Origin of the sequence: Novosphingobium mangrovi (assembly GCF_022818885.1) — a bacterium.
GTDB classification, from domain to species: domain Bacteria; phylum Pseudomonadota; class Alphaproteobacteria; order Sphingomonadales; family Sphingomonadaceae; genus Novosphingobium; species Novosphingobium mangrovi.
The window spans coordinates 26,410-45,148 of record NZ_JALHAT010000023.1 but is presented as its reverse complement, the minus strand read 5'-3'; the positions used below and the strand labels follow the sequence as shown (position 1 = coordinate 45,148).

Here is an 18,739-nt window from a genome sequence, read left to right as displayed (position 1 = left end):
CGGGGCCGCGGCTGGCGCGGGCGGTGCCTCGCTCGCCGGTTTCGCCTTCTTGGGCGCGGGCGCGCGGGCGGGCTTCTCGTTCGCCTTCACCGGGGAAGGGCGCGCCTTCAGACCCAGGCGGTGGGCCTTGCCGATGACCGCATTGCGGCTGACGCCCCCGAGTTCTTCCGCGATCTGACTGGCGGTGGACCCGCTTTCCCACATCTTGGTCAGCTTCTCGATGCGCTCGTCCGTCCAGCTCATTCCTGTTCCGTTCCTCACAGGACAACCGCGCGCGGGTTGTCCGAAATTCAAAAGGTGGCGCTTGCCATGCCAAACGTCAGCCGATAGTCGCCGGGGCATGGACGATCAAACGAATTCGACCGAACTCCACAGTGCCGAGAGGCCCGTTGAGCCCCGCCGTTTCCCGGCCAAGGGCGAGCCCATCATCCACACGGTGAACTGGGTCGGGCTCGGAACCCTCTATATGAAGGAGGTGCGCCGGTTCTTCAAGGTCCAGACGCAGACGATCTGGGCGCCTGCGGTGACCACGCTCCTGTTCCTGGTGATCTTCTCGCTGGCGATGGGCCGCGGGGACCGCATGGTGCTGGGCGTGAACTTCGCGACCTTCGTGGCACCGGGCCTGATCGTGATGGGCATGATGCAGAACTCGTTTGCCAATTCCAGCTTCTCGTTCCTGGCCGGCAAGATCCAGGGCACGATCATCGACTACCTCATGCCGCCCCTGAGCGAAGCCGAACTGATGGCCGCGATGGTGGGGGCTGCGGTCACCCGTGCGGTGATGGTGGGCCTGGCGCTGTCGATCGCGATGCTGCTCTGGCCCGGGGTCGACCTCTCGATGGCGCACCCCTGGGCGGTCGTGTGGTTCGGCCTCATCGGCGCGGTGTTCCTGGCGCTGCTGGGCCTTCTGTCCTCGATCTGGGCGGAAAAGTTCGACCATAACGCGGCGGTGACAAACTTTGTCATTGCCCCTCTCTCGCTGCTTTCAGGTACGTTCTACGTCATCGACAACCTGGCGCCTGCCTTCCAGGTCATCAGCCGCATCAATCCCTTCTTCTACGTGATCTCGGGCTTCCGCTTCGGGTTCCTGGGCGAAAGCGACATCGGCGATACCAACATGGACGTGCTGCACAGCGCGCTGGGCATGACGCTGGTCGATGCCGTTCTGGCCGTAGTGGTCTACATGATCCTGCGCTCGGGCTGGAAGCTCAAGGGATAGATCTCGTTCATGCCGAATCTGCCGCACACGAGGATTTGTTGGGGAAGGCAGAAGGTGGCTTGCGACATTAACCAAATTGCATCTCTTGCGGGAGCAGTCTGGCGCCCGTGAAGGAACGGCGTGCCCATCCCCCTCGGGCAGGTTCGGACCGAAGCGGTTCGGCCTTTGCCTTGTCGCTGGCTCTCGCCATCATGGTGCTGGGCACGCTGCTGGTCGCGCTGCTCCAGTGGTCGGGTGGCCAGGTCGACCGGATTGCCCGCGAGCGGGACCAGGCGACCGCGAAGACCGTGGTGGCGCAAAGTGTCGAGCAGATGAGCCATGGGCTCGAGGTCGGCGCGTCCTCCCGCGCACTGCTGGGCCAGTTGTCCAGCGGCGAGCCGGATCTCGAATGGCTCGACGTTTTCGCCGAGCGCTGGTTCACCGACTATGCGGGCCTTGCCGAGACCTATCTCCTGTCGCCTGAAGGAACGCCGCTCTACGCGATTGAGGGTAACGCGCGGGTCGCGGCGCGCAGCTACATCGGGATCGAGCAATACGCCGCCCCGCTGGCCGAACAGATGCGCGGGGCGACCATCCGCAACCGCACCCAGAACGATGGTTCGAGCACGCGTACGCCGGTGGTGGCGGATCTGCGTTTCCTGCGCGGCCGCCCCGCGATCCTCTCGGTAAAGCCGGTCCTGGCTGGCCGGGCGTCCGATGGCGAACGCGTGGGCGCGGTGCCGATGGTGGTGGGGGTCGCCTATCTCGACGGGCCTTTCTTCGAGCGTCTGGCGCAGCACTACGGCCTGGCCGATATGCGCTACCAGTCCGGTCCCCGGACCGGGCCGGGCGAGGCCTCCGCGCCGCTGCGCGATCGCTCCAGGCAGGTCATGGGCTACCTCGTCTGGCGTGCCTTCACGCCGGGCCAGCAGGTGGTCTCCGCGCTCGGCCCCGTGTCGATGCTGTTGGTGGTGCTCGTTGCCTCGGTGGTCTTTTTCCTCGCGAACCGTCTGACCCGGCGGACCCACGACCTGGCCGTGAGCCGCAGCGAAGCGCACTATCAGGCTCTTCACGATCCGCTGACGGGGCTGGCCAACCGCATGATGTTCGAGGCCTGGCTCGATGAGGCGCTGGAGCGCTGCGAGCAGGGGCCGGAGGGGACAGGGCATCTGGCGCTGCTGTGCATCGACCTCGATCGCTTCAAGCTGATCAACGACACTCTGGGCCATCCGGCGGGCGATGAACTGATCCGGCAGGTGGCCGCGCGCCTGCGCGCCGAGGTGCGCGATTACGACATGGTTGCGCGCATGGCGGGGGATGAGTTTGCCATTGCCATCTGCGAGCCCGAGGACCGCGCGGCCGTCGAGGGGATCTGCGCGCGCATTGTCGAGCAACTGGCCCGGCCCTTCGATCTGTTCGGCGCGCGCGCCTATATCGGCGGCAGCATCGGTGTCGCGCTCGCTCCCGATGACAGCCGCGAGCGGACCGAGCTGACCCGCCGTGTCGACATCGCACTCACCACGGCCAAGGCCGAAGGGCGCGGGCGCTACCTGTTCTTCACTCCGGCGATGGATGCGGACATCCGTGCGCGCGAGGAGCTGGTGCAGGCGCTGCGCCACGCCGTGTACGAAGACCCGGCGCAGTTGCATGTCCATTACCAGCCCATGTACTGCGCGCGGACCGGCGCAATTCTGGCGGTCGAGGCCTTGTTGCGCTGGGAGCATCCCGAGCGCGGTTTCATCGGCCCGGGCACGTTTATCCCCCAGGCCGAGGAATCGGGGCTGATCGAGGCGCTGGGCAACTTCGTTCTGCGCCGTGCGCTCGAGGACGCACGGGCCTGGCCTGAGGTGCGCGTCAGCGTCAACATCTCGCCCTCGCAGATGCGGTGTACCGATTTCGTGGCACGTGTCCGCGACCTGCTCGAGGAGACAGGGGTTGCGCCGCAGCGTCTGGAACTGGAGATGACCGAGACCGCGCTCATGGCCTCCTCACGCGATGTGCGCCGCACGATCGCAGCCCTGCGCGAACTCGAGGTGGCCTGCGCCCTCGACGATTTCGGGACAGGCTATTCCTCGCTCAGCCACATCCGCGACATGGCGGTCGACCGCATCAAGGTCGACAAGTCCTTCGTTGCGGCCATTTCAACGCCGCAGGGGGCAGGGCTGGTGGAGGCCATCGTCAGCGTGGCGCGGGTGCACGGCATGGCCGTAACGGCCGAAGGGGTGGAAACCCCGATGCAACTGGCCTTCCTGCGCGACCTGGGGTGCCATGAACTGCAGGGCTTCCTGCTTTCGCATCCGGTCTGCGCGACGCGGCTGTCCGCGCTTCTGGCGGAAAGCCGGGCCGGACAGGGCCCGGCGCTGCAATGGGCCGGGAGTGGCGGCTGGGCGATCTAAGATCGCCGCATAGGGCCGCGAACCGCCGCGTTGAACTCAATGCGCGAGGCTGCGACGAAGCTGGTAGCGGCCGTTGCGGTAGTCTTCGAAGATCTGCGAGAGCGAGGGGTGGTCGACCGGACCGCCTTCGTCGTCGGCCATCAGGTTCTGCTGGCTGACATAGGCGACGTAGCTCGAATCGTCGGCTTCGGCGAGGAGGTGGTAGAAGGGCTGCTCGCGCAGGGGGCGGATCTCGGCCGGGATCGATTCGTACCATTCCTCGCTGTTGGCGAAGACAGGGTCGATGTCGAAGACGACGCCGCGGAAGTCGTGATCGCGGTGGCGCACGATGTCGCCGATGGCAAAACGGGCGCGCATCTGGCGCGGCGCATCGATCACGCGTCCGGCCTGAGGCGAGAAAAAGGACGCTCTGTTCATATGTGCAATATAGGCCCCGCGAGGGGGGCGGACAAGCAAGCTGAAAAAATGTTCCCCTTTTTTGTCATTTAGGGGCTTGGCAAGACCGCAAAGTTGGATTAGTGGCGCGCTTCTTCCTGACCTCGCAGGCATATCCTGCAGATGGCACTTCGAGCGGAGAGGTGGCAGAGAGGTCGAATGCGCCGCACTCGAAATGCGGTGTACGGGCAACCGTACCGTGGGTTCGAATCCCACCCTCTCCGCCACTTACTCTATAACCCGTTGATTTCGCTAAAACCCCTGGATATCCGGGGGTTGGAGGCGTAGATGTGTCACAGAAAATGTCACATTCCAAGTCCTCTCCCTCGACGTTGCAACGGGTTGCAAACCACCGCTACCTCTACCGGCGCGGAAGCCATTTCTACTTCCGCCGGGCTGTGCCCAAGGACGTGCGGCAGGCTTTCGGAGGCAAGCCGGACGAGACCATAGCCCTCAAGACCGATAGCCTCTCGCAGGCACGTCATGTGCTCGCGAGGCACCTGAGAGATTTCGACCGCAAGCTGGCCGAGGCGCGGGCCTTGCCCGACCCTACGGCTCCGGGTTTGCCCAAGTCGCGCATCCTGCGCGTCCCGGAGACCGAAGAGGTCGATGCGGTCGTGCGCGCTTGGCTCAAGACGCAGGAGGCAGAGACCGTCACGCGCGTCATGGCCCTTACGCCCGGCCAGCTCGATGCCAGTGCCGACGAACTCGGCCACTTTGAGCAAGCGGTGCGGGCCGCAGCACGGGCGGGGAACGGCGCGAACCTGCCGCTGTCTTGGCTCGCGGATCACCTTGCAGAGGCACACGGTTGGGAATGCCACGCCGGAAGTCGGGCGCGCGGTTACCTCGAAGTCCGGCTGGCGCGGGCGCAGCTTGAATGGGCGCGGGTTGCTCGGTCCGAGTACGCATTTGATCCTCGCCCTCAGCCGGACGCCTATTTCGCGCCCGACCATGCTCGTGCGGATGCCGAGGTCTTCGCGAAGGTGGTGCACCATCAACCCCTGCCGATCTTCGATCTGCTGGGAGACTATGCCAACGAGGCGATGCCATCCCCGGCGACACTGAAGGCTTGGCGCACCTGCCTCCAATCCCTCATCGATCATCTTGGTCACGACGATGCCGCGCGAGTGAGCCGTGCGGACGTGGTCGCTTGGAAGGACGCGCTTCTCAAGCCACAGGGAGGTGAGAAACCCAGGTCACAGCAGACCGTAAGCAAGAAATACCTTGCCGCCGCCAAGACGGTCTTCGGTTGGGCTGAGCGCAACATGCGCATACCGGAGAACCCGGTGTCCAGGGTCGTCGTGTCGATCCCAAAAAAGGAGCGCCTGCGCGAGGAGAAAGGCATAACCGATGCCGAAGCCGAAGTGATCCTCGCTGCGGCCCTCGCTGCCGAACCGGATGCCCGCTCCCCAATCAGGGGGTTCGCGCGCCGCTGGGTTCCTTGGATATGCGCCTACACTGGCGCCCGCGTCGGCGAAATCACGCAGTTGAGGGCTGAGGACATATTCCGGCATTCCACAGGCGTGCAGTGCATACGGATAACGCCAGAGGCGGGGGCGCAGAAGGGTAAGCAAGCGCGGATCGTGCCATTGCACCCCCATCTCCTCGAACAGGGCCTCCTCGACGTTGTGAAGGGCAAAACAGGGCCGTTGTTCTACGATCCGTCGAAGCATCGTGGCGGGACCGAGGGGAACCCGCAGCACAAGAAGGTAGGCGAGCGGCTTGGGGGTTGGGTCCGAGACCTTGGAGTGGACGACGAGGAACTGCAGCCAAACCACGGCTGGCGTCACCGCTTCAAACAACAGGCACGCGCGATCTACATGGACATAGAGACACGGGATGCGATCCAAGGGCACGCCGCAACGACCGAGGGGCAGAAATACGGCTCTGTCCCGGTCCAAGTGATGTACGAGCAGATTGCACGGCTTCCACGATATTTTGCAACATAACACCTCGCACTTAGGCGGCACGTGTGGCGGCTGAAGTGCAACCCGTTGCACTCGCGGACCGTGAACGTGCAAGGTCGCGTCAGTCGTCTCGTGGATGACGGCCGCGCTTGGATGCCGCGCCGCCTAAAAAATTGACTTGCATGCCATTCCAAATTTAGGTTTTGCCACTTAACAGTGGCGCAATGCGGAAAAGGCCCCTCTTTTACAAGACAATCGCAGAGCTCGAAGCTCTAGTGGAAGCAGAACAACATAGCGCGCCTGTACTCGATCAGGTCTGCGATGAACTCGGGCATCGAGATACGGACCGTGCCGACCGGCTTTCACGCCACATCGCGTCAATCAAGCACGCCTTGAAGTCTGGCGAACCTGTCCGGTCTGCTCCTCCGACGCCAATCCAGGCTGAGTTTCCTGATCTCACTCCTGCTGGCGATGTGCATCGTGACGAGGTCACAACGCCGGAGAGCCGAACACAGCTTCGCAATATGCTGCGCGCCGTGCGAGAGCGAAAAGCCGAAGAGCCAGATGAAGATACTAGGACGACGCCTTCCGTGACTTTGGACCGTACTGGCGACCACGTGCAGCGTCCTGATCCGCATGTCGTTTCGCGCATGATCGACCTGATCGACTATGTCGTCGCGGTCGAGAAGGACAAGCTGAAGATCGTCACCGATGTTGCACAGCACGGCGCTTTTCGCCGTGACGCTGCCGGTCTCGCCAACTTGCCAGGCGTGCACCTGAATGCAGTCGATGGCGGCGAAGTCGCCTGGCTGAAAGTCGAGCGCCTGAGCAGGGTTGCGCCGCCGGTCCCTGATGGACCAGCTTTGAAGGTCTGGGCGGTGCTCGTCGACGACCCGGCAAAGAAGCCACGGCTGCGGGACAGCATTACAGCCAGCGAGTGCGTCCGTGCGGGGCTTCAACTTCAGTCAGGCCAGAACTCGCTGAGGCTGTCCGACCTTGATGAGTGTGGCGACATCGAGGCCGCATTCGCTGGCTACCTCGCAGGGCCATGGGAGGAGTGGTCAACGAAAGAAGGGCCGCGACGGGAGGCCATTGCGCTCTATTCCGCGCTGTTTTCCCTCCGAACAGTCCTGGGAGCACCAGATGGGGCGCCGCAGGAATTCGTGTGCGGTATAGGCTTTGCCGCTCTTCTGCGAGACGATAAGCGTTTGAACTACCCGTTGCTCACGGTCCCGCTCGACATCGAATTGGACCACAAGAGCCACACCATCTCGCTCGTGCCCCGCGAGGAGGTGGCTCCCTCGGTGGAGGTCGATCCGCTTGATGTGCTGGGACTGAAGCACGTGGACGATTGGCGTAAGCAAGCCCGCCAACTCCTCGACGGACTGGCTGACTCACCCCTGACGCCATTTGCGGCGGAGACCTACGAACCGATCCTGAGGCTGGCCTCTTCAGTGCTCGATCCAAATGCCCGCTACGTTGAAAGCAAGGGTAAGGTCCTGTCGCCGCCCGTGCCGGGGGCGGAGCTTGTCGTGAGCGATGCTTTCGGGTTCTTCCAGCGGGAACGACGGGCTACCCAACTCATGGCGGACCTGCGGTGCTTCCGGGAACTGTTGGAGGGCCCTGAGACATCTCTGGAGCTGCCAGGTGCCGTAGAAGCGCTTTTCTCGGAGCCGTCAGACGACGTCGCGCACGAAGATTTTCCCACCTTTCGCGGGATCAACGCGATCCCAGGCGTCACGTCCTCGAACGGAGAAGGTGCGGACCTGTTCTTTCCCAAGCCCTTCAACGGTGAGCAGGTCCAGATCGCGCAGCGCCTTGCGGTGCGCGATGGCGTCGTTGTGCAAGGGCCTCCCGGCACGGGCAAGACACACACCATTGCGAACATCATCAGTCACTACCTTGCGAGCGGCAAGCGCGTGCTAGTGACCTCGCAGAAAACCCCTGCCTTGCAAGTGCTCAGGGCGCAGCTTCCGGTTCCCATCCAGCCCTTGGCGGTCAGCTTGCTAGACAGTGACCGGGAGGGGTTGCGTCAGTTTCGCGCCTCAGTTGACCACGTGGCAGAGCGTTTGCAGAACATGCGGCGCGCGGACCTTGATCGCGAGATTGAGGATATGGAACGTCGGGTGGACGGGCTGCATAAGACCCTGGCGCAGCTTGACTTCGAGATCGATAAATTGGGACGCACGGCACTCCAGCCGGTCTCATTGGATGGGCAGGCGATCCCGCCCTTGAAGGCCGCTAACGAGGTTATGGAGGCGGGCGATGCAGCTCGCTGGATCGAGGATGCGATCACGCCCGATGAACGATTTGCACCCCGGTTTGCCGAGGAAGATATTGCGATATGTCGTGATGCCAGGGCGGCGGTTGGTGACCTGATAGACTATCTCGGAAAGCAGCTGCCTCCGGGTGATCTTCTCGAAGACGTTGACGGCATTTGCGCAATTCACTCCAGCTTGCTTCAGGCCGAGGACATCAAGGCGCGTATCAGCGATGGCGCGCTCTGGGGCCTCGTAGATGAGACAGCGGCAACCTTGGAAGCGGTCGCTTCCGTGCAAGATCGGCTCGCGGTCTGGACGGAGCAGCGTGACAGCCTTGGCGTTGGTGCGCCCGCTTGGGATAGCACGCTTGAAGACTTGCTGGCGTCGCCGTCGGAACCGTTGCTCACGGCCCTAGAGGAACTTGAGGCGGAAGCTGTCAGATTGGCTGAGGAGCACGCTTGGTTTCTGACCCGTCCCGTCACCATACCTAATGGGGCGCTTTCTGACCCGAAATTCATTGAAGCCGTTCATGATCTGCGTGATGGAGGGCAGGGCATCAGCGGCTTTGCAGGCCTATTCGCTCGTCGCACCAAGCAAATGCTGGCCGATGTAAGGTTGCGTGGGAAGGCGCCGGATGGCCCGGAGCATTGGGCTGACGTGACTCGCTTTATAAGCTCGAATGATGATGCGCACAGCTTCTCAGCGAGTTGGAACCATGCCTGTGCGGGCACGGGGTTGCCGGAACTGCCCTTGAACGCGTTGTCTGCGGGGCGGGAGGCGGTTCAGGTCCTATTTCGTTTGGGCGCGCTGAAGCGTCTGCATTCAGACGCGGTATCCCTCTCGGCGGAATTGCGCAAACTGCTGCCTGAGTGGAGCGGTTCAGTTGACCGCAACGCCGACACCAGTGCCACCCTCTATTGTCTCAGGCTGCATCTCGACCGGGGTCGGCTTAGCCGAGCTAACGAGAAGCGCCGGAAGTTGTTGGCGGCTTTGGAAGCGCACGACACCCCGCTGCATGAAGACATGAGACAATTGGCCAACCAGCTCGGTTCCGGTCAACTCTCAGAGGCGGCGTGTAGGGATAGCCTCCTCACCTTGCTCCGTCGTTCAGAGCATCTACATGGGCTTCAGAGGCACTTTGACGACATTGCCCGGATCAGTGAGGCAGTGGCGTCCTCAGGGGGCGTAAGCTGGGCTGAGCGCCTCAGAACCCGTGCGGTCAATGGGGAAGACCTTGAGTGTCCCGGCGACTGGCGCCGTCGCTGGCGACTTCGGCGGCTGGCCACATGGCTCGACGCGTCCCAGTCAATGGATGCATTTATGCGATTGCACGGCCAACGTAGGGAGGCCGAAGGTGACCTCGCACGAACCTATACCCGATTGATTGAACTGCGGACGTGGCGGGAACTCAAGAGCCAGGCTTCACCGAAGGTCATGGCTGCCCTTAGCGCCTATGCCGTTGCCGTAGGCAAGATAGGGAGGGGAACCGGCAAGAATGCCAACCGGCACCGCAAAACAGCGCAGCACGCCGCAAATGCCGTGAAGGGCGCTTTGCCGTGCTGGATCATGCCGCATCACCGCGTTTCTGAGTCACTTCCCGCCGAGCTTGGCATCTTCGATCTAGTAATTGTCGATGAAGCCTCTCAATCGACCCTAGCGGCGTTGCCAGCCCTGTTTCGCGCTCATCAAATCCTGGTGGTCGGTGATGACAAGCAGGTCAGTCCCGACAACGTGGGGCTTGCCATGGATCAGGCGAACGCTCGCGCCGCAAGATATCTGAGTGAGCAGGTCGCACTCTATCGAGCACCGATGCGTGAAGAGGCATCCTTCTACGATCTGGCGAGTGTGATCTTCGGGAACGACAACCTGATGTTGCGAGAGCATTTCCGGTGCGCCGCCCCCATCATCGAATTCTCAAAGCGCCAGTTCTACCGCAACGAGTTGAGGCCATTGCGACTGTCAAAGCCATCCGAGCGACTTGATCCTGTCCTAGTCGATGTTCGGGTGACTGACGGGTACAGGAAGGGGAAAACAAACCCACCTGAGGCGGATTTCATCGTTAGCGAGTTGCGTCGGATGGGAGATGATCCTGCTTTCGACGGGAGGACGTTCGGCGTGACGACCTTGTTGGGCACGGAGCAGGCCGCACTCATTTACAAGCGTATCGAGGACGAACTGGGTATCCCCTTCATTGAAAAATACCACGTGCGCGTTGGAGACCCGGCCAAGTTCCAAGGTGACGAGAGAGACGTCATGTTCCTCTCGCTCGTCGTGACTAAAGGCCACGCTAACGCCCTGAGTGGTCTTGGGTTTGAACAGCGCTTTAATGTCGCGGCTTCTAGAGCACGCGAGCGGATGGTCCTCGTGCGTTCCATCGAGCTGGAGGAACTAAGCCAGCGCGATGCACTTCGGCGAGCGCTGCTAGAGCATTTCCGATGTCCCTTTCCAGCAGACGAGGAGAATGCGCAGGATGCGAGGGCGCGATGTGAGTCAGGCTTCGAGCGCGAAATGTTCGATGCGCTGACGACGTTGGGGTACAGTGTCGATACGCAAGTGAAAGTCGGCGCCCACCGGATCGACATGGTTGTTGAAGGGGATGACGACCGACGCCTAGCTATCGAGTGCGATGGCGATCGTTACCATGGGCCAGAGCAATGGCCTGCAGACATGGCGCGGCAGCGAACGCTTGAACGCGCAGGCTGGACAATTTGGCGGTGCTTTGCATCTCGTTTCGTGCGCGAGCGGCAAACTGTCATCGACGAGCTTCTGGAGCTGTTGAAGTCCATGGGCATCCAGCCGCGTACGTCTGAACGAAGGTCACGGGTTCACACCAGTTTGCGTGAGTGGTCTTCGGGCGGTGATGGTGATTTGGCGCAGCATGACACAGAGCTGGCGATTGCTAGCATTTCGGAAGAAGGCTTGGCCTCTTCCGAAGTGGTGCAATGATAGAGGGGGCTAAGGGAATTTGCCGGTTCGACAAAGGCGGAAGCCGGAAATTCGGGTCGCTAAGTCCGCGTTCAAATGGCGCCGCTGTGCCGTCAGGGTGCCGCGCATGGTGAGCGAACCCGCGCCGAGGGCGGTGTGAACGAGGCCCAGCATGCAAGTTACGCAGCGATTCGTGCCAACCTTTTCCTGGGCGCGCACGAGGCTATCGGCGATTGGGCGGCGTTCCCCTGGCACAGCGTGCGCGGCGAAGTGCAGGCCTGGAAGCCGCACAGCTCGCAGGCGCTGGCCATCGATGTCTTCGGCACCATCGCAGCGCATCCGGATCGCGACATCGTGCTGGATGCTCTGGCGCGCTATGCAGGCCTCCCCGCAGGCGGACCATGGGAGGTGCTGCTTGAATGGAGCGACCCCGCCAACCTGCTCGCCGAACCGCGCCCGACGCAAGTCGACGTCCTGGCGGTGGGGGCCAACGCCATTCTGGTCATCGAGTGCAAATTCACCGAACCCGGCGGATCGTGCAGCCAGACCAAGCGCATCGCCTCTGGGAGGGGCGCAGGGCTGGCCCAGTGCGACGGTGCCTACCATCCCCAGGTGAACCCCAGATCGGGCGCAGAGGGCCGCTGCGCGCTCTCTGCCAAGGGCATCCGCTATTGGGACGCGCTGCCAGCCGTCTTCGCGCTCGACCCCGAAGCCGACCATGCCCCGTGCCCTTTCCGGGGCGAAGTCTTCCAGTGGATGCGCAACATGGTCCTCGCCCATGAACTGGGCCGCACGAGAGGCAAGCAGGCCCGCTGCATCGTCGCCTTCGCGGCTGGCGGCAACTTCCCGACCGAGATCAAGGCGCGCTCGCTGGACTGGCTCCCACCGTTGCAACCCGTTGCACCGTCGCCGTTGGCGCTGTCGTATCAGGCGATCATCGAACTGGGGGGCGAGGCATCCGGCAGCCCGACATGGGGCGATTTGCGCGCATGGGTGGACGGCAAGGTCGATACAGTCCTCGCCGCGAAAAATAAGGTGGGAAGACCATGACGGGTCGCGTCTACATCGCCAACTTCGGCGAGGGCAATGCGCTCTGGCCGGTGGCCAAGGCGAACGATACAGTCGCCCCTCAAGCCGTGGCCCGCGTCTTCAAAGGCAAACGCGCGTCCACCACCCACCCCGTGCTTGATGCGCTGGCTGGGATTGGCATGGTGCGAAGGCTCGCCGATGGATGGTTTGCGGCGTGACCACCGTGCAAGAGGTTGTCGGATCGCCCGACAGGGTTATGGGTGCGAAGGCCGTATTCGGCCCGATCAGTTCGCACGTCTTGTGCTTTGGCGGTCGCGGCGAAAGCACCGAAAAGAGGTTCTACTCGCAACCCGCAGGCGCTGCGAAGCGCGCGGTCAATGCCCCGTGGGTGTTCGCTATCGGCGGCGGGAGCAAAGTCCGTGACAACCTCGGAGGCAAGGTGGTCAACCTCGTGCGGGTTTCATGTGTATACGGTGATACCGCTGCCTTCGTTTCCCCGGCAGAGGCTGAAAGACTTGCGCAGTGGCCTGCCGCTGTCGCGTTGCACGATGTCTGGGAGCTTGATGGACACCCCCACTTGGTCGACGATCTCGGGCTACCCGATCGCAGAATACTTGCGGGGGCAGTGGACGGGATCATCAAGCCCGAACAGCATTTCGATGCCTTCTGGAAGGCTGTGCGCGACTGGCCGGTCACGCTGAAACCCCTGCCGTTGCCGCTCAACTTTTACGACAGCGGCGTGCCGCGCCAAGTCAACCGGATGTTGCCCACGCTCAAGACGGGCACCGAGGAAGGCAAAGCCGCGTGGAAGCTCCAACGTTCTCGCGAACGCGATCGTGCGCTTTCACGGGCGGCAAAGGTGCTCAACGTCGGCAAGTTTGGCGTTTGCACCTGCGAAGCGTGCCAGTTCGCTCATAGCGATTTGGGTCTCTTCGACGCGCATCACCCCAACCCGCTTTGTGCTGGCATTCGAACCACGCTCGCCGAGCACCTCGTGGTCCTATGCCCGACATGCCATCGTCGCGCCCACCGCAAGGACCCACTGTCACCTTTCACGCTCGACGAACTGAAGGAGTGGAACCGTGCGGGTCGTCCTTGACCCAGAAAGTGCTCGAAGCATCGTAGCTGACGCCAGTCCAGTGGCCCTGTGTGTGGGGGGGGCTGCTGTTGCTACTGGGCTGGGCTTGCTCAGGCTGTGGGAGTTCTACCGCGACCGATCACCCCAGCTCAAGGTGACCAGCATGTGGCGCGCCGACCCCGAAACGGGCAACGACGTGCTCATCATCAACGCGGGACGAAACGTCCATGGCGTTGCGCCCGACAACCGGAGGGTTTCAAGCTTTAGCTTTGCTAGGCGCAAATCTTGTAGCTTGTGATCTATAGCTCACAACATAAGTTGACGAGTGTTATGAGCCTGCTTAAGAGCCAGGTCAGCACCGCACCTAACTTGTGAGCCATGCCATGAAAATTGCGTACTACCGGGTCTCTACAGGCGACCAGAGCATCGAGGCCCAGCGCACTGCTATGGGTGGTCCATTTGACAAGGAATTCGCCGACGAGGGCATCAGCGGTGCAACTGTTGCATCAGCGCGCCCCGCCTTCGCCAAGCTGCTTGAACTTGTTCGTCCGGGCGACGTGGTCCATGTCTACGCGGTCGACCGCCTTGGCCGTGATGCCATCGACGTGCAAACTACGGTGCGCCGCTTGATCGATGCAGGCGTGACGGTCGACGTGCAAGGTCTCGGCCCCATCGCGAGGGGCGTTGGCGAAATCATCCTCGCCGTGCTTGCACAGGTTGCGGAAATGGAGCGGCAGAGGATTGCAGAGCGCACAGCGGCAGGGCGCGCAGCAGCGCGCAGGGCTCTCGCTGAGACCGGTAAGACCCATCGTGGCAAGGATAGCCTAGGGCGCCCGTATGCGCACGACGCCGCCGTTGTACGTCAATGGCGCGCCGACATGGGGGCCAGCATTTCTGCGACCGCCAGGCACTTCAAGCTCTCCACCGCGACAGTGAAGCGCTACTGCGCGATGACAGCCTAAAATGGTCGTGTCGGACAGGCTCTCGGCCTAGCGCCTGAGGGTGCCTCTCAAAGGATCAGCTAGCCAGTTTGCAACGGGTTGCACAAAGCTGACGCACGCGCGGAGCACATGAGGTTGGTCAGGCGGCGCTCAAGGCGGGGCCAGCCGTCCCACCAGCCCCAAGCGGCCTTTTTCGCGACGATGTGCCTCTCGATCTGGTCAAGTTCGTGAGGGCCAGCGTGCATGATGCTCGTCCCGACCGAAATGTCCCATGCGGCTACCACTTGCCTTGGAATGGTGGCGCGAGCGTCACCATCGGCCGGCTTGCAGTACCAGGTGCCAAGGTAATTGAAGCCTTGGTCCAAGACCTCACTGCGGGCCATGCCCAATTCGAAGGGGCCAGCGCCGTGCGCGCGAAAAGCGGCACGGGCAAGGTCCACGATCTCCCTCTCACGTAGGCGGGGCGCAAGAACGCCTACGTTGTCCGACCATGTGAAGATGGGCAGGTCCTCGAAGACAGCGACGCTTCGGATCACCGCACCTATCACCATTTCGCCGATGAGAGGGGAGAGCGCAGAGCCTTGGGGTATCCCCCGCTGGCCCCTCTCTCTGGTTGCTTCATGCGATGCATGAACGATGGTCCGTTCCCTGTAGCCCGTGAAGCTCATTTGCCCTGTGTGGACATGTCGCCGAACGAGCTCTGGGGGAAGGCCCAGTTCCCTTTCTAGCCAGGCATGTGAAATGGACCCGTAGAAGTCCTTCACGTCGAAATGGAGGAAGACCATGTCTTCGTCGCATTCGGCCATGGCGGCTAGGAGGGCTTTGCGAACCGCCGCTGGTCCACGACGCCCTCTATCACGCGCGAGCATGAATTGGGCCTCGTGGAGGTTCGCAAAGGGGGTGAGGGCCGTGCGCAAGACCTTCTGACGTGCGCGGTCAACCCAATGAAAGGACGTGACGAGGCGGTGGCCCTGCCCCGGTCCCTTGCTGACTGAAAAATTTTGTGCGCGTGCAGGGCGCGTGAAGGTCCGCGACTTGCCCAAGGCCTCGAAGACATGTTGCAGTCGCTTGAGGCGGGTAGTCTCGGCAACATCAGCATTGTCATCGGACCGTATAGGCCAACGCTTCCGCGACGCCGAAAAGAGGGCGTCCAGGTGTGCCGTCACGGATTGCAGATGGTCTCGCCTTGCCCGGCGAGCGTTCCGGGAATGCCCAATGGTGGTCAGGCGTTCAATGCTGAGAGCAGATTGCCGGGCTGATTGCCTACACCAACGCCGCAGTGCTCGCTCCTCATCGAGCGAGATGGACCGAGCAGAACGCACCCCCGTGAGGATCGCAGCAAGTGTGGCCTCATCCCCTCCATCATTGAGGTGAGGGGCATTCTGATTGGAACTCGGCATTTTGGCTCCTTGCGAAGGAGCCTCCCCCTTTAGCCAAATCTAGAGGCAATGCACTACCCTTTCGGTTGCAACTCCGTTGCAAAGCTCGGCCTCCAAGTAGTGGGGTGAAGGGGCCCCAAACATGTAGGTTGCAATCTACCAAATCTTTGATTTGCTGAGAATATTTCTATTGACTCGAACATGAGGTAGCTTCAGCTTGCTGGGGGCAGAGGAGGTCTTATGTCACGCAGGTACACATGGCAGGTCGGTCACCGAGGCTGCTTCTTGGGGTATGGAGACAGGATTGGCACAGAGGTCGGGCAACTTCCTCCGTTATGCCATGTTGTCGTCGTAAATGTCGGTGGCGGTGGCGACCTGCTCGTGATCCGTCTGGATGGACCTGGTTACAAGCCGCACCAAGAGACGGTCTGGCCGGAGGAGCTCCTGTTCATTCCTCATGGCATGCCCGACGACCCCGACGACGAATGAGGTCGATGAAGTTGCAATTTGATGCGGAGGAGGCTCATGGCCAAGGATCTATGGACCGATGTACTGTCACATAATGTGGCACATTTTTCTGCTTCGGCAAATTGTCAGAATATTGATTTTAAACGATTAAAATTCCATAGGTTCGAATCCCACCCTCTCCGCCACGACGTCCTAAGCGACTGTCGCTCCACAACCTTTTGACTACGCGCCTTGGACGGCTTTCGAAATCGGAAGCGAATCGTCTCGATGCGCCGGTAATCGATCAGTTCCGGACGCGGATCGAGCGGGCAAGGCGCGGGGTGGTCGATGAGATGGCTCCACCACCATCGGCTATCGGCGTCGCTGCAATCACGCATATCACCTATCATCTCGGGCGGAATTTCTGACGGATACCACGGGACTGGGCCAGCCTTACAGGCGGGCGCCGCATGCCGTCTGGGGAAGCGCGAAGCGCGGATTGGTGAGGAACCCCTCGTCGGTAAGGCTGGCGAGCAAGGCGGTCAGGCGGTCCATGTCTTGCGCGGAATAGGACGGCACCGGTCGATGCCGCGCGATCGCGGAGGCGAGTTCGGGGGCCGATCCGTCGTGCAGATAGGGCGCGGTCACGGCGACGTTGCGCAGCGGCGCGGTGCGAAAACGGCCGGCATCCTGCGTCCTGCCGGTGATCTCCTGCAGGCCCGGGTCCTCGGGACGCATAGCGGCGATGCGGTGGTAATTGGTATTGGTGAGGTTGTCGCCCGCATGGCACGAGGCGCAGTCCTGCGTGAAAATCCCGGCCCCTGTACGCGCGGCCGGTGACAGGGCCTCGCTACGGCCCGCACGCCACTGGTCCCAGAGGCTGCCTTCGGAGACAAGAGTGTCCTCGAACGCGGCCAGGGCCTGCGCGACGCGGGCGTAGGTTATGACCTCGCGTCCCTCGTGCTTTTCCGGGAAAGCCGCCTTGAACATGGCGATGTAGCAGGGGTCCGCAACCTGTTCGACGACTACTACGTCCTGACCGATGGCTTCCCGGGACGCGGGCGCAGCTTTTTCGTCGGGCTCAACGTGGCGTACTGAAGCGGGGGAGGGCTCGCTTCCCCCCTCAGAACATGCTGAGTGTGCCGGTGCCTTGCGCGTAGTCGAGGAGAATCTGGCGCGTCTTCTCGTCCATGAAAGGTTCGGTGTGGCTTGATGCCTCGATCACGAGAAGGCGCGGATCGGCGGGATCGAAGGTGGGCCAGCGCGGAGCGAGCGTGGACGTGGGCGTGCCGCGCGTGATGAAGCTGGCCCACAGGTCCGACATGGTCAGCGCCACGCGCCAGTCGTCGAAACCGAAGTCCCGGGCCGCAGACGTACCCAGCGTGCCGAACAGGTAGGGGATCTCGGAGGAGTGGAAGGCCCCCCAAAGCGCCGCTTCGCGAGCGTCCCGGGCCGGCGGTTCGGCATGCGTGAAGAAATAGGTGTAGAAGGGGGAACGCGCGTGCGCGTGGCGTTCGCGTGCCCACACAAGATGCGCGCCGAGCCCGCGCTGCCAGCGCATCCGGCGCGCCGCAGCGGCGCGGCCGGTGTCGCTGGTGGCGGCGTAGAGTGCCGCCAGGTCCGGGCTGGCATTGGGGAAGTTCGTCTCGAACTCTTCGTGCCATTCGTCCTGGGAGAGCGCGGGAGCGACGGGACGCCGGGTCACGTTCTCGTCCTGGTTCATGCCCACGATCATCGGCACGTCGGCTAACGCGGCAATGCCTTCGCTCGTTCCGGGATCATGGGGCAGCACCTTGCCGTCCACGACCGGGCCAAAGCGCAAAGGTGCGCCGCCAGGGGCGGGGAGGAGCTTTTGGGCAGGAAGCTGGCGCGCCTGCGCCACGCTGGAGACACCAAGCCCGGCCAGGAACGCGCTGCCGTTCGTGCGGGCATCGGCGATGGGGCGGGCCATGCCGGGCGCGGGCAGGCCCGATTCGACGATGGCCTGGTGGAAAAGGCCGCGGGCTGCGGGGGCGGACAGGAGCGTGTGGACGCTCATCCCGCCCGCGGACTGGCCCACGATCGTCACCTTGTCCGGATTGCCGCCAAAGGCTGCAATGTTGCGCTTCACCCATGCGAGCGCGGCGATCTGGTCGAGCACGCCGAAGTTGCCCGAAAGGCCGTTCCGGCCCTCGGTCGCAAGGAACCCGAGGGCGCCCAGGCGGTAATTCAGGGTCACCACCAGCATCCCGCGGGTGGCGAGGTTGTGCCCATTGTAGATCGGCACGGCGGAGGAGCCCGAGGTGAAGGCGCCGCCATGGATCCAGACCATCACCGGCAGAGCTTTCGCGGTCGTCTCGTCCGACGACCCGGTGGCCTGCACAGACGGACGCCAGACATTAAGCGTGAGGCAGTCCTCGCTGAAATTGTCCGTGACCACGTATTCGCGGGTCCAGGGGCCGTAGTCGCCCTGGCCTTCGGGCTGGATGCAGCTGGCACCAAAGGCATCGGCGGCGCGTACATTGTCCCAGGCCGATGCGGGGGCAGGGGCCTTCCAGCGACGCTCGCCGACAGGCGGTGCGGCATAGGGGATGCCGAGGAATGCCTCGACCTTGCCTTGCGACACGCCCGAAAGCGCGCCCTGTTCGACGCGGACCTGCGGGAGCGGGCGTTCCTGCGCCTGGGCTGCCGGGGCGCCGAGCGCGCCCATGCCCACAAGAGTGCCGATCAGGCGGGCGGCGAATGCCCGGGTGGGTCGCATAAC

13 protein-coding genes and 1 tRNA gene are annotated in these 18,739 nt (G+C 62.8%); 9 read left to right on the top strand and 5 right to left on the bottom strand.

Translation table 11 applies throughout. The features are described 5' to 3' along the window. Window positions 1-243: GcrA family cell cycle regulator (locus tag MTR65_RS13055; RefSeq protein WP_243800886.1), on the bottom strand; the 243-nt coding region annotated here is incomplete at its 3' end. A gap of 97 nt (window positions 244-340) precedes the next feature. On the opposite strand from MTR65_RS13055, the gene MTR65_RS13050 reads away from it, so the two are divergent. Beyond that, complete coding sequence (locus tag MTR65_RS13050) at window positions 341-1,219, top strand: ABC transporter permease (RefSeq protein WP_243800885.1); 879 nt, start codon at window positions 341-343, stop codon at window positions 1,217-1,219. A 107-nt stretch (window positions 1,220-1,326) separates the two neighbouring features. Next, window positions 1,327-3,594: a putative bifunctional diguanylate cyclase/phosphodiesterase gene (locus tag MTR65_RS13045; RefSeq protein ID WP_243800884.1), complete on the top strand. Its 2,268-nt coding sequence runs from the start codon at window positions 1,327-1,329 to the stop codon at window positions 3,592-3,594. Between the two features lie 36 nt (window positions 3,595-3,630). On the opposite strand, the gene hspQ is transcribed toward MTR65_RS13045, so the two are convergent. Then, window positions 3,631-4,011, bottom strand: a complete 381-nt coding sequence (gene hspQ / locus MTR65_RS13040) for a heat shock protein HspQ (RefSeq protein ID WP_213503889.1) — start codon at window positions 4,009-4,011, stop codon at window positions 3,631-3,633. 155 nt (window positions 4,012-4,166) lie between these two features. Here hspQ and MTR65_RS13035 point away from each other — a divergent pair. The 7 genes from MTR65_RS13035 (at window position 4,167) to MTR65_RS13005 (ending at window position 14,191) form a co-directional block, all read left to right on the top strand. Beyond that, window positions 4,167-4,256: transfer RNA gene (locus MTR65_RS13035), tRNA-Ser, on the top strand. Window positions 4,257-4,331: 75 nt separating this feature from the next. Continuing rightward, window positions 4,332-5,978 carry a DUF6538 domain-containing protein gene (locus tag MTR65_RS13030; protein WP_243800881.1) on the top strand — a complete coding sequence of 549 codons (1,647 nt, stop codon included), beginning with the start codon at window positions 4,332-4,334 and terminating at the stop codon, window positions 5,976-5,978. A gap of 233 nt (window positions 5,979-6,211) precedes the next feature. Next, window positions 6,212-11,143, top strand: a complete 4,932-nt coding sequence (locus MTR65_RS13025) for an AAA domain-containing protein (protein WP_243800878.1) — start codon at window positions 6,212-6,214, stop codon at window positions 11,141-11,143. A 75-nt stretch (window positions 11,144-11,218) separates the two neighbouring features. Continuing rightward, window positions 11,219-12,172 (top strand): PGN_0703 family putative restriction endonuclease, encoded by a 954-nt coding sequence (locus MTR65_RS13020; RefSeq protein ID WP_243800877.1) that lies wholly within the window; start codon window positions 11,219-11,221, stop codon window positions 12,170-12,172. Beyond that, window positions 12,169-12,369, top strand: coding sequence for a hypothetical protein (locus MTR65_RS13015; RefSeq protein WP_243800876.1), 201 nt, complete (start codon window positions 12,169-12,171; stop codon window positions 12,367-12,369). The genes MTR65_RS13020 and MTR65_RS13015 overlap by 4 nt, the downstream gene beginning before the upstream one ends. Further along, window positions 12,366-13,250: a hypothetical protein gene (locus MTR65_RS13010; protein ID WP_243800875.1), complete on the top strand. Its 885-nt coding sequence runs from the start codon at window positions 12,366-12,368 to the stop codon at window positions 13,248-13,250. Before MTR65_RS13015 ends, MTR65_RS13010 begins: the two co-directional genes overlap by 4 nt. A 362-nt stretch (window positions 13,251-13,612) precedes the next feature. Next, window positions 13,613-14,191, top strand: coding sequence for a recombinase family protein (locus MTR65_RS13005; protein WP_243800874.1), 579 nt, complete (start codon window positions 13,613-13,615; stop codon window positions 14,189-14,191). A gap of 59 nt (window positions 14,192-14,250) precedes the next feature. On the opposite strand, the gene MTR65_RS13000 is transcribed toward MTR65_RS13005, so the two are convergent. From MTR65_RS13000 to MTR65_RS12990, 3 genes are all read right to left on the bottom strand, one after another. Then, window positions 14,251-15,570 (bottom strand): reverse transcriptase domain-containing protein, encoded by a 1,320-nt coding sequence (locus MTR65_RS13000; protein ID WP_243800873.1) that lies wholly within the window; start codon window positions 15,568-15,570, stop codon window positions 14,251-14,253. Between the two features lie 879 nt (window positions 15,571-16,449). After that, on the bottom strand, window positions 16,450-16,986 hold the full coding sequence (locus MTR65_RS12995) for a cytochrome-c peroxidase (protein WP_243800871.1): 537 nt from the start codon (window positions 16,984-16,986) through the stop codon (window positions 16,450-16,452). A gap of 133 nt (window positions 16,987-17,119) precedes the next feature. After that, the gene (locus MTR65_RS12990; protein WP_243800869.1) at window positions 17,120-18,736 is read right to left on the bottom strand and encodes a carboxylesterase/lipase family protein; all 1,617 of its coding nucleotides are present in this window, start codon (window positions 18,734-18,736) and stop codon (window positions 17,120-17,122) included. Window positions 18,737-18,739: the final 3 nt, after the last annotated feature.

What these genes read in the sequence shown, in the direction of transcription:
- MTR65_RS13050 (WP_243800885.1), top strand. Translation starts at nt 341, where the DNA reads ATGGACGATCAAACGAATTCGACCGAACTCCACAGTGCCGAGAGGCCC.
- MTR65_RS13030 (WP_243800881.1), top strand. Translation starts at nt 4,332, where the DNA reads ATGTCACATTCCAAGTCCTCTCCCTCGACGTTGCAACGGGTTGCAAAC.
- MTR65_RS12990 (WP_243800869.1), bottom strand. Translation starts at nt 18,736, where the DNA reads ATGCGACCCACCCGGGCATTCGCCGCCCGCCTGATCGGCACTCTTGTG.
- MTR65_RS13020 (WP_243800877.1), top strand. Translation starts at nt 11,219, where the DNA reads ATGGCGCCGCTGTGCCGTCAGGGTGCCGCGCATGGTGAGCGAACCCGC.
- MTR65_RS13015 (WP_243800876.1), top strand. Translation starts at nt 12,169, where the DNA reads ATGACGGGTCGCGTCTACATCGCCAACTTCGGCGAGGGCAATGCGCTC.
- MTR65_RS13005 (WP_243800874.1), top strand. Translation starts at nt 13,613, where the DNA reads ATGAAAATTGCGTACTACCGGGTCTCTACAGGCGACCAGAGCATCGAG.
- MTR65_RS12995 (WP_243800871.1), bottom strand. Translation starts at nt 16,986, where the DNA reads ATGTTCAAGGCGGCTTTCCCGGAAAAGCACGAGGGACGCGAGGTCATA.
- hspQ (WP_213503889.1), bottom strand. Translation starts at nt 4,011, where the DNA reads ATGAACAGAGCGTCCTTTTTCTCGCCTCAGGCCGGACGCGTGATCGAT.
- MTR65_RS13000 (WP_243800873.1), bottom strand. Translation starts at nt 15,570, where the DNA reads ATGCCGAGTTCCAATCAGAATGCCCCTCACCTCAATGATGGAGGGGAT.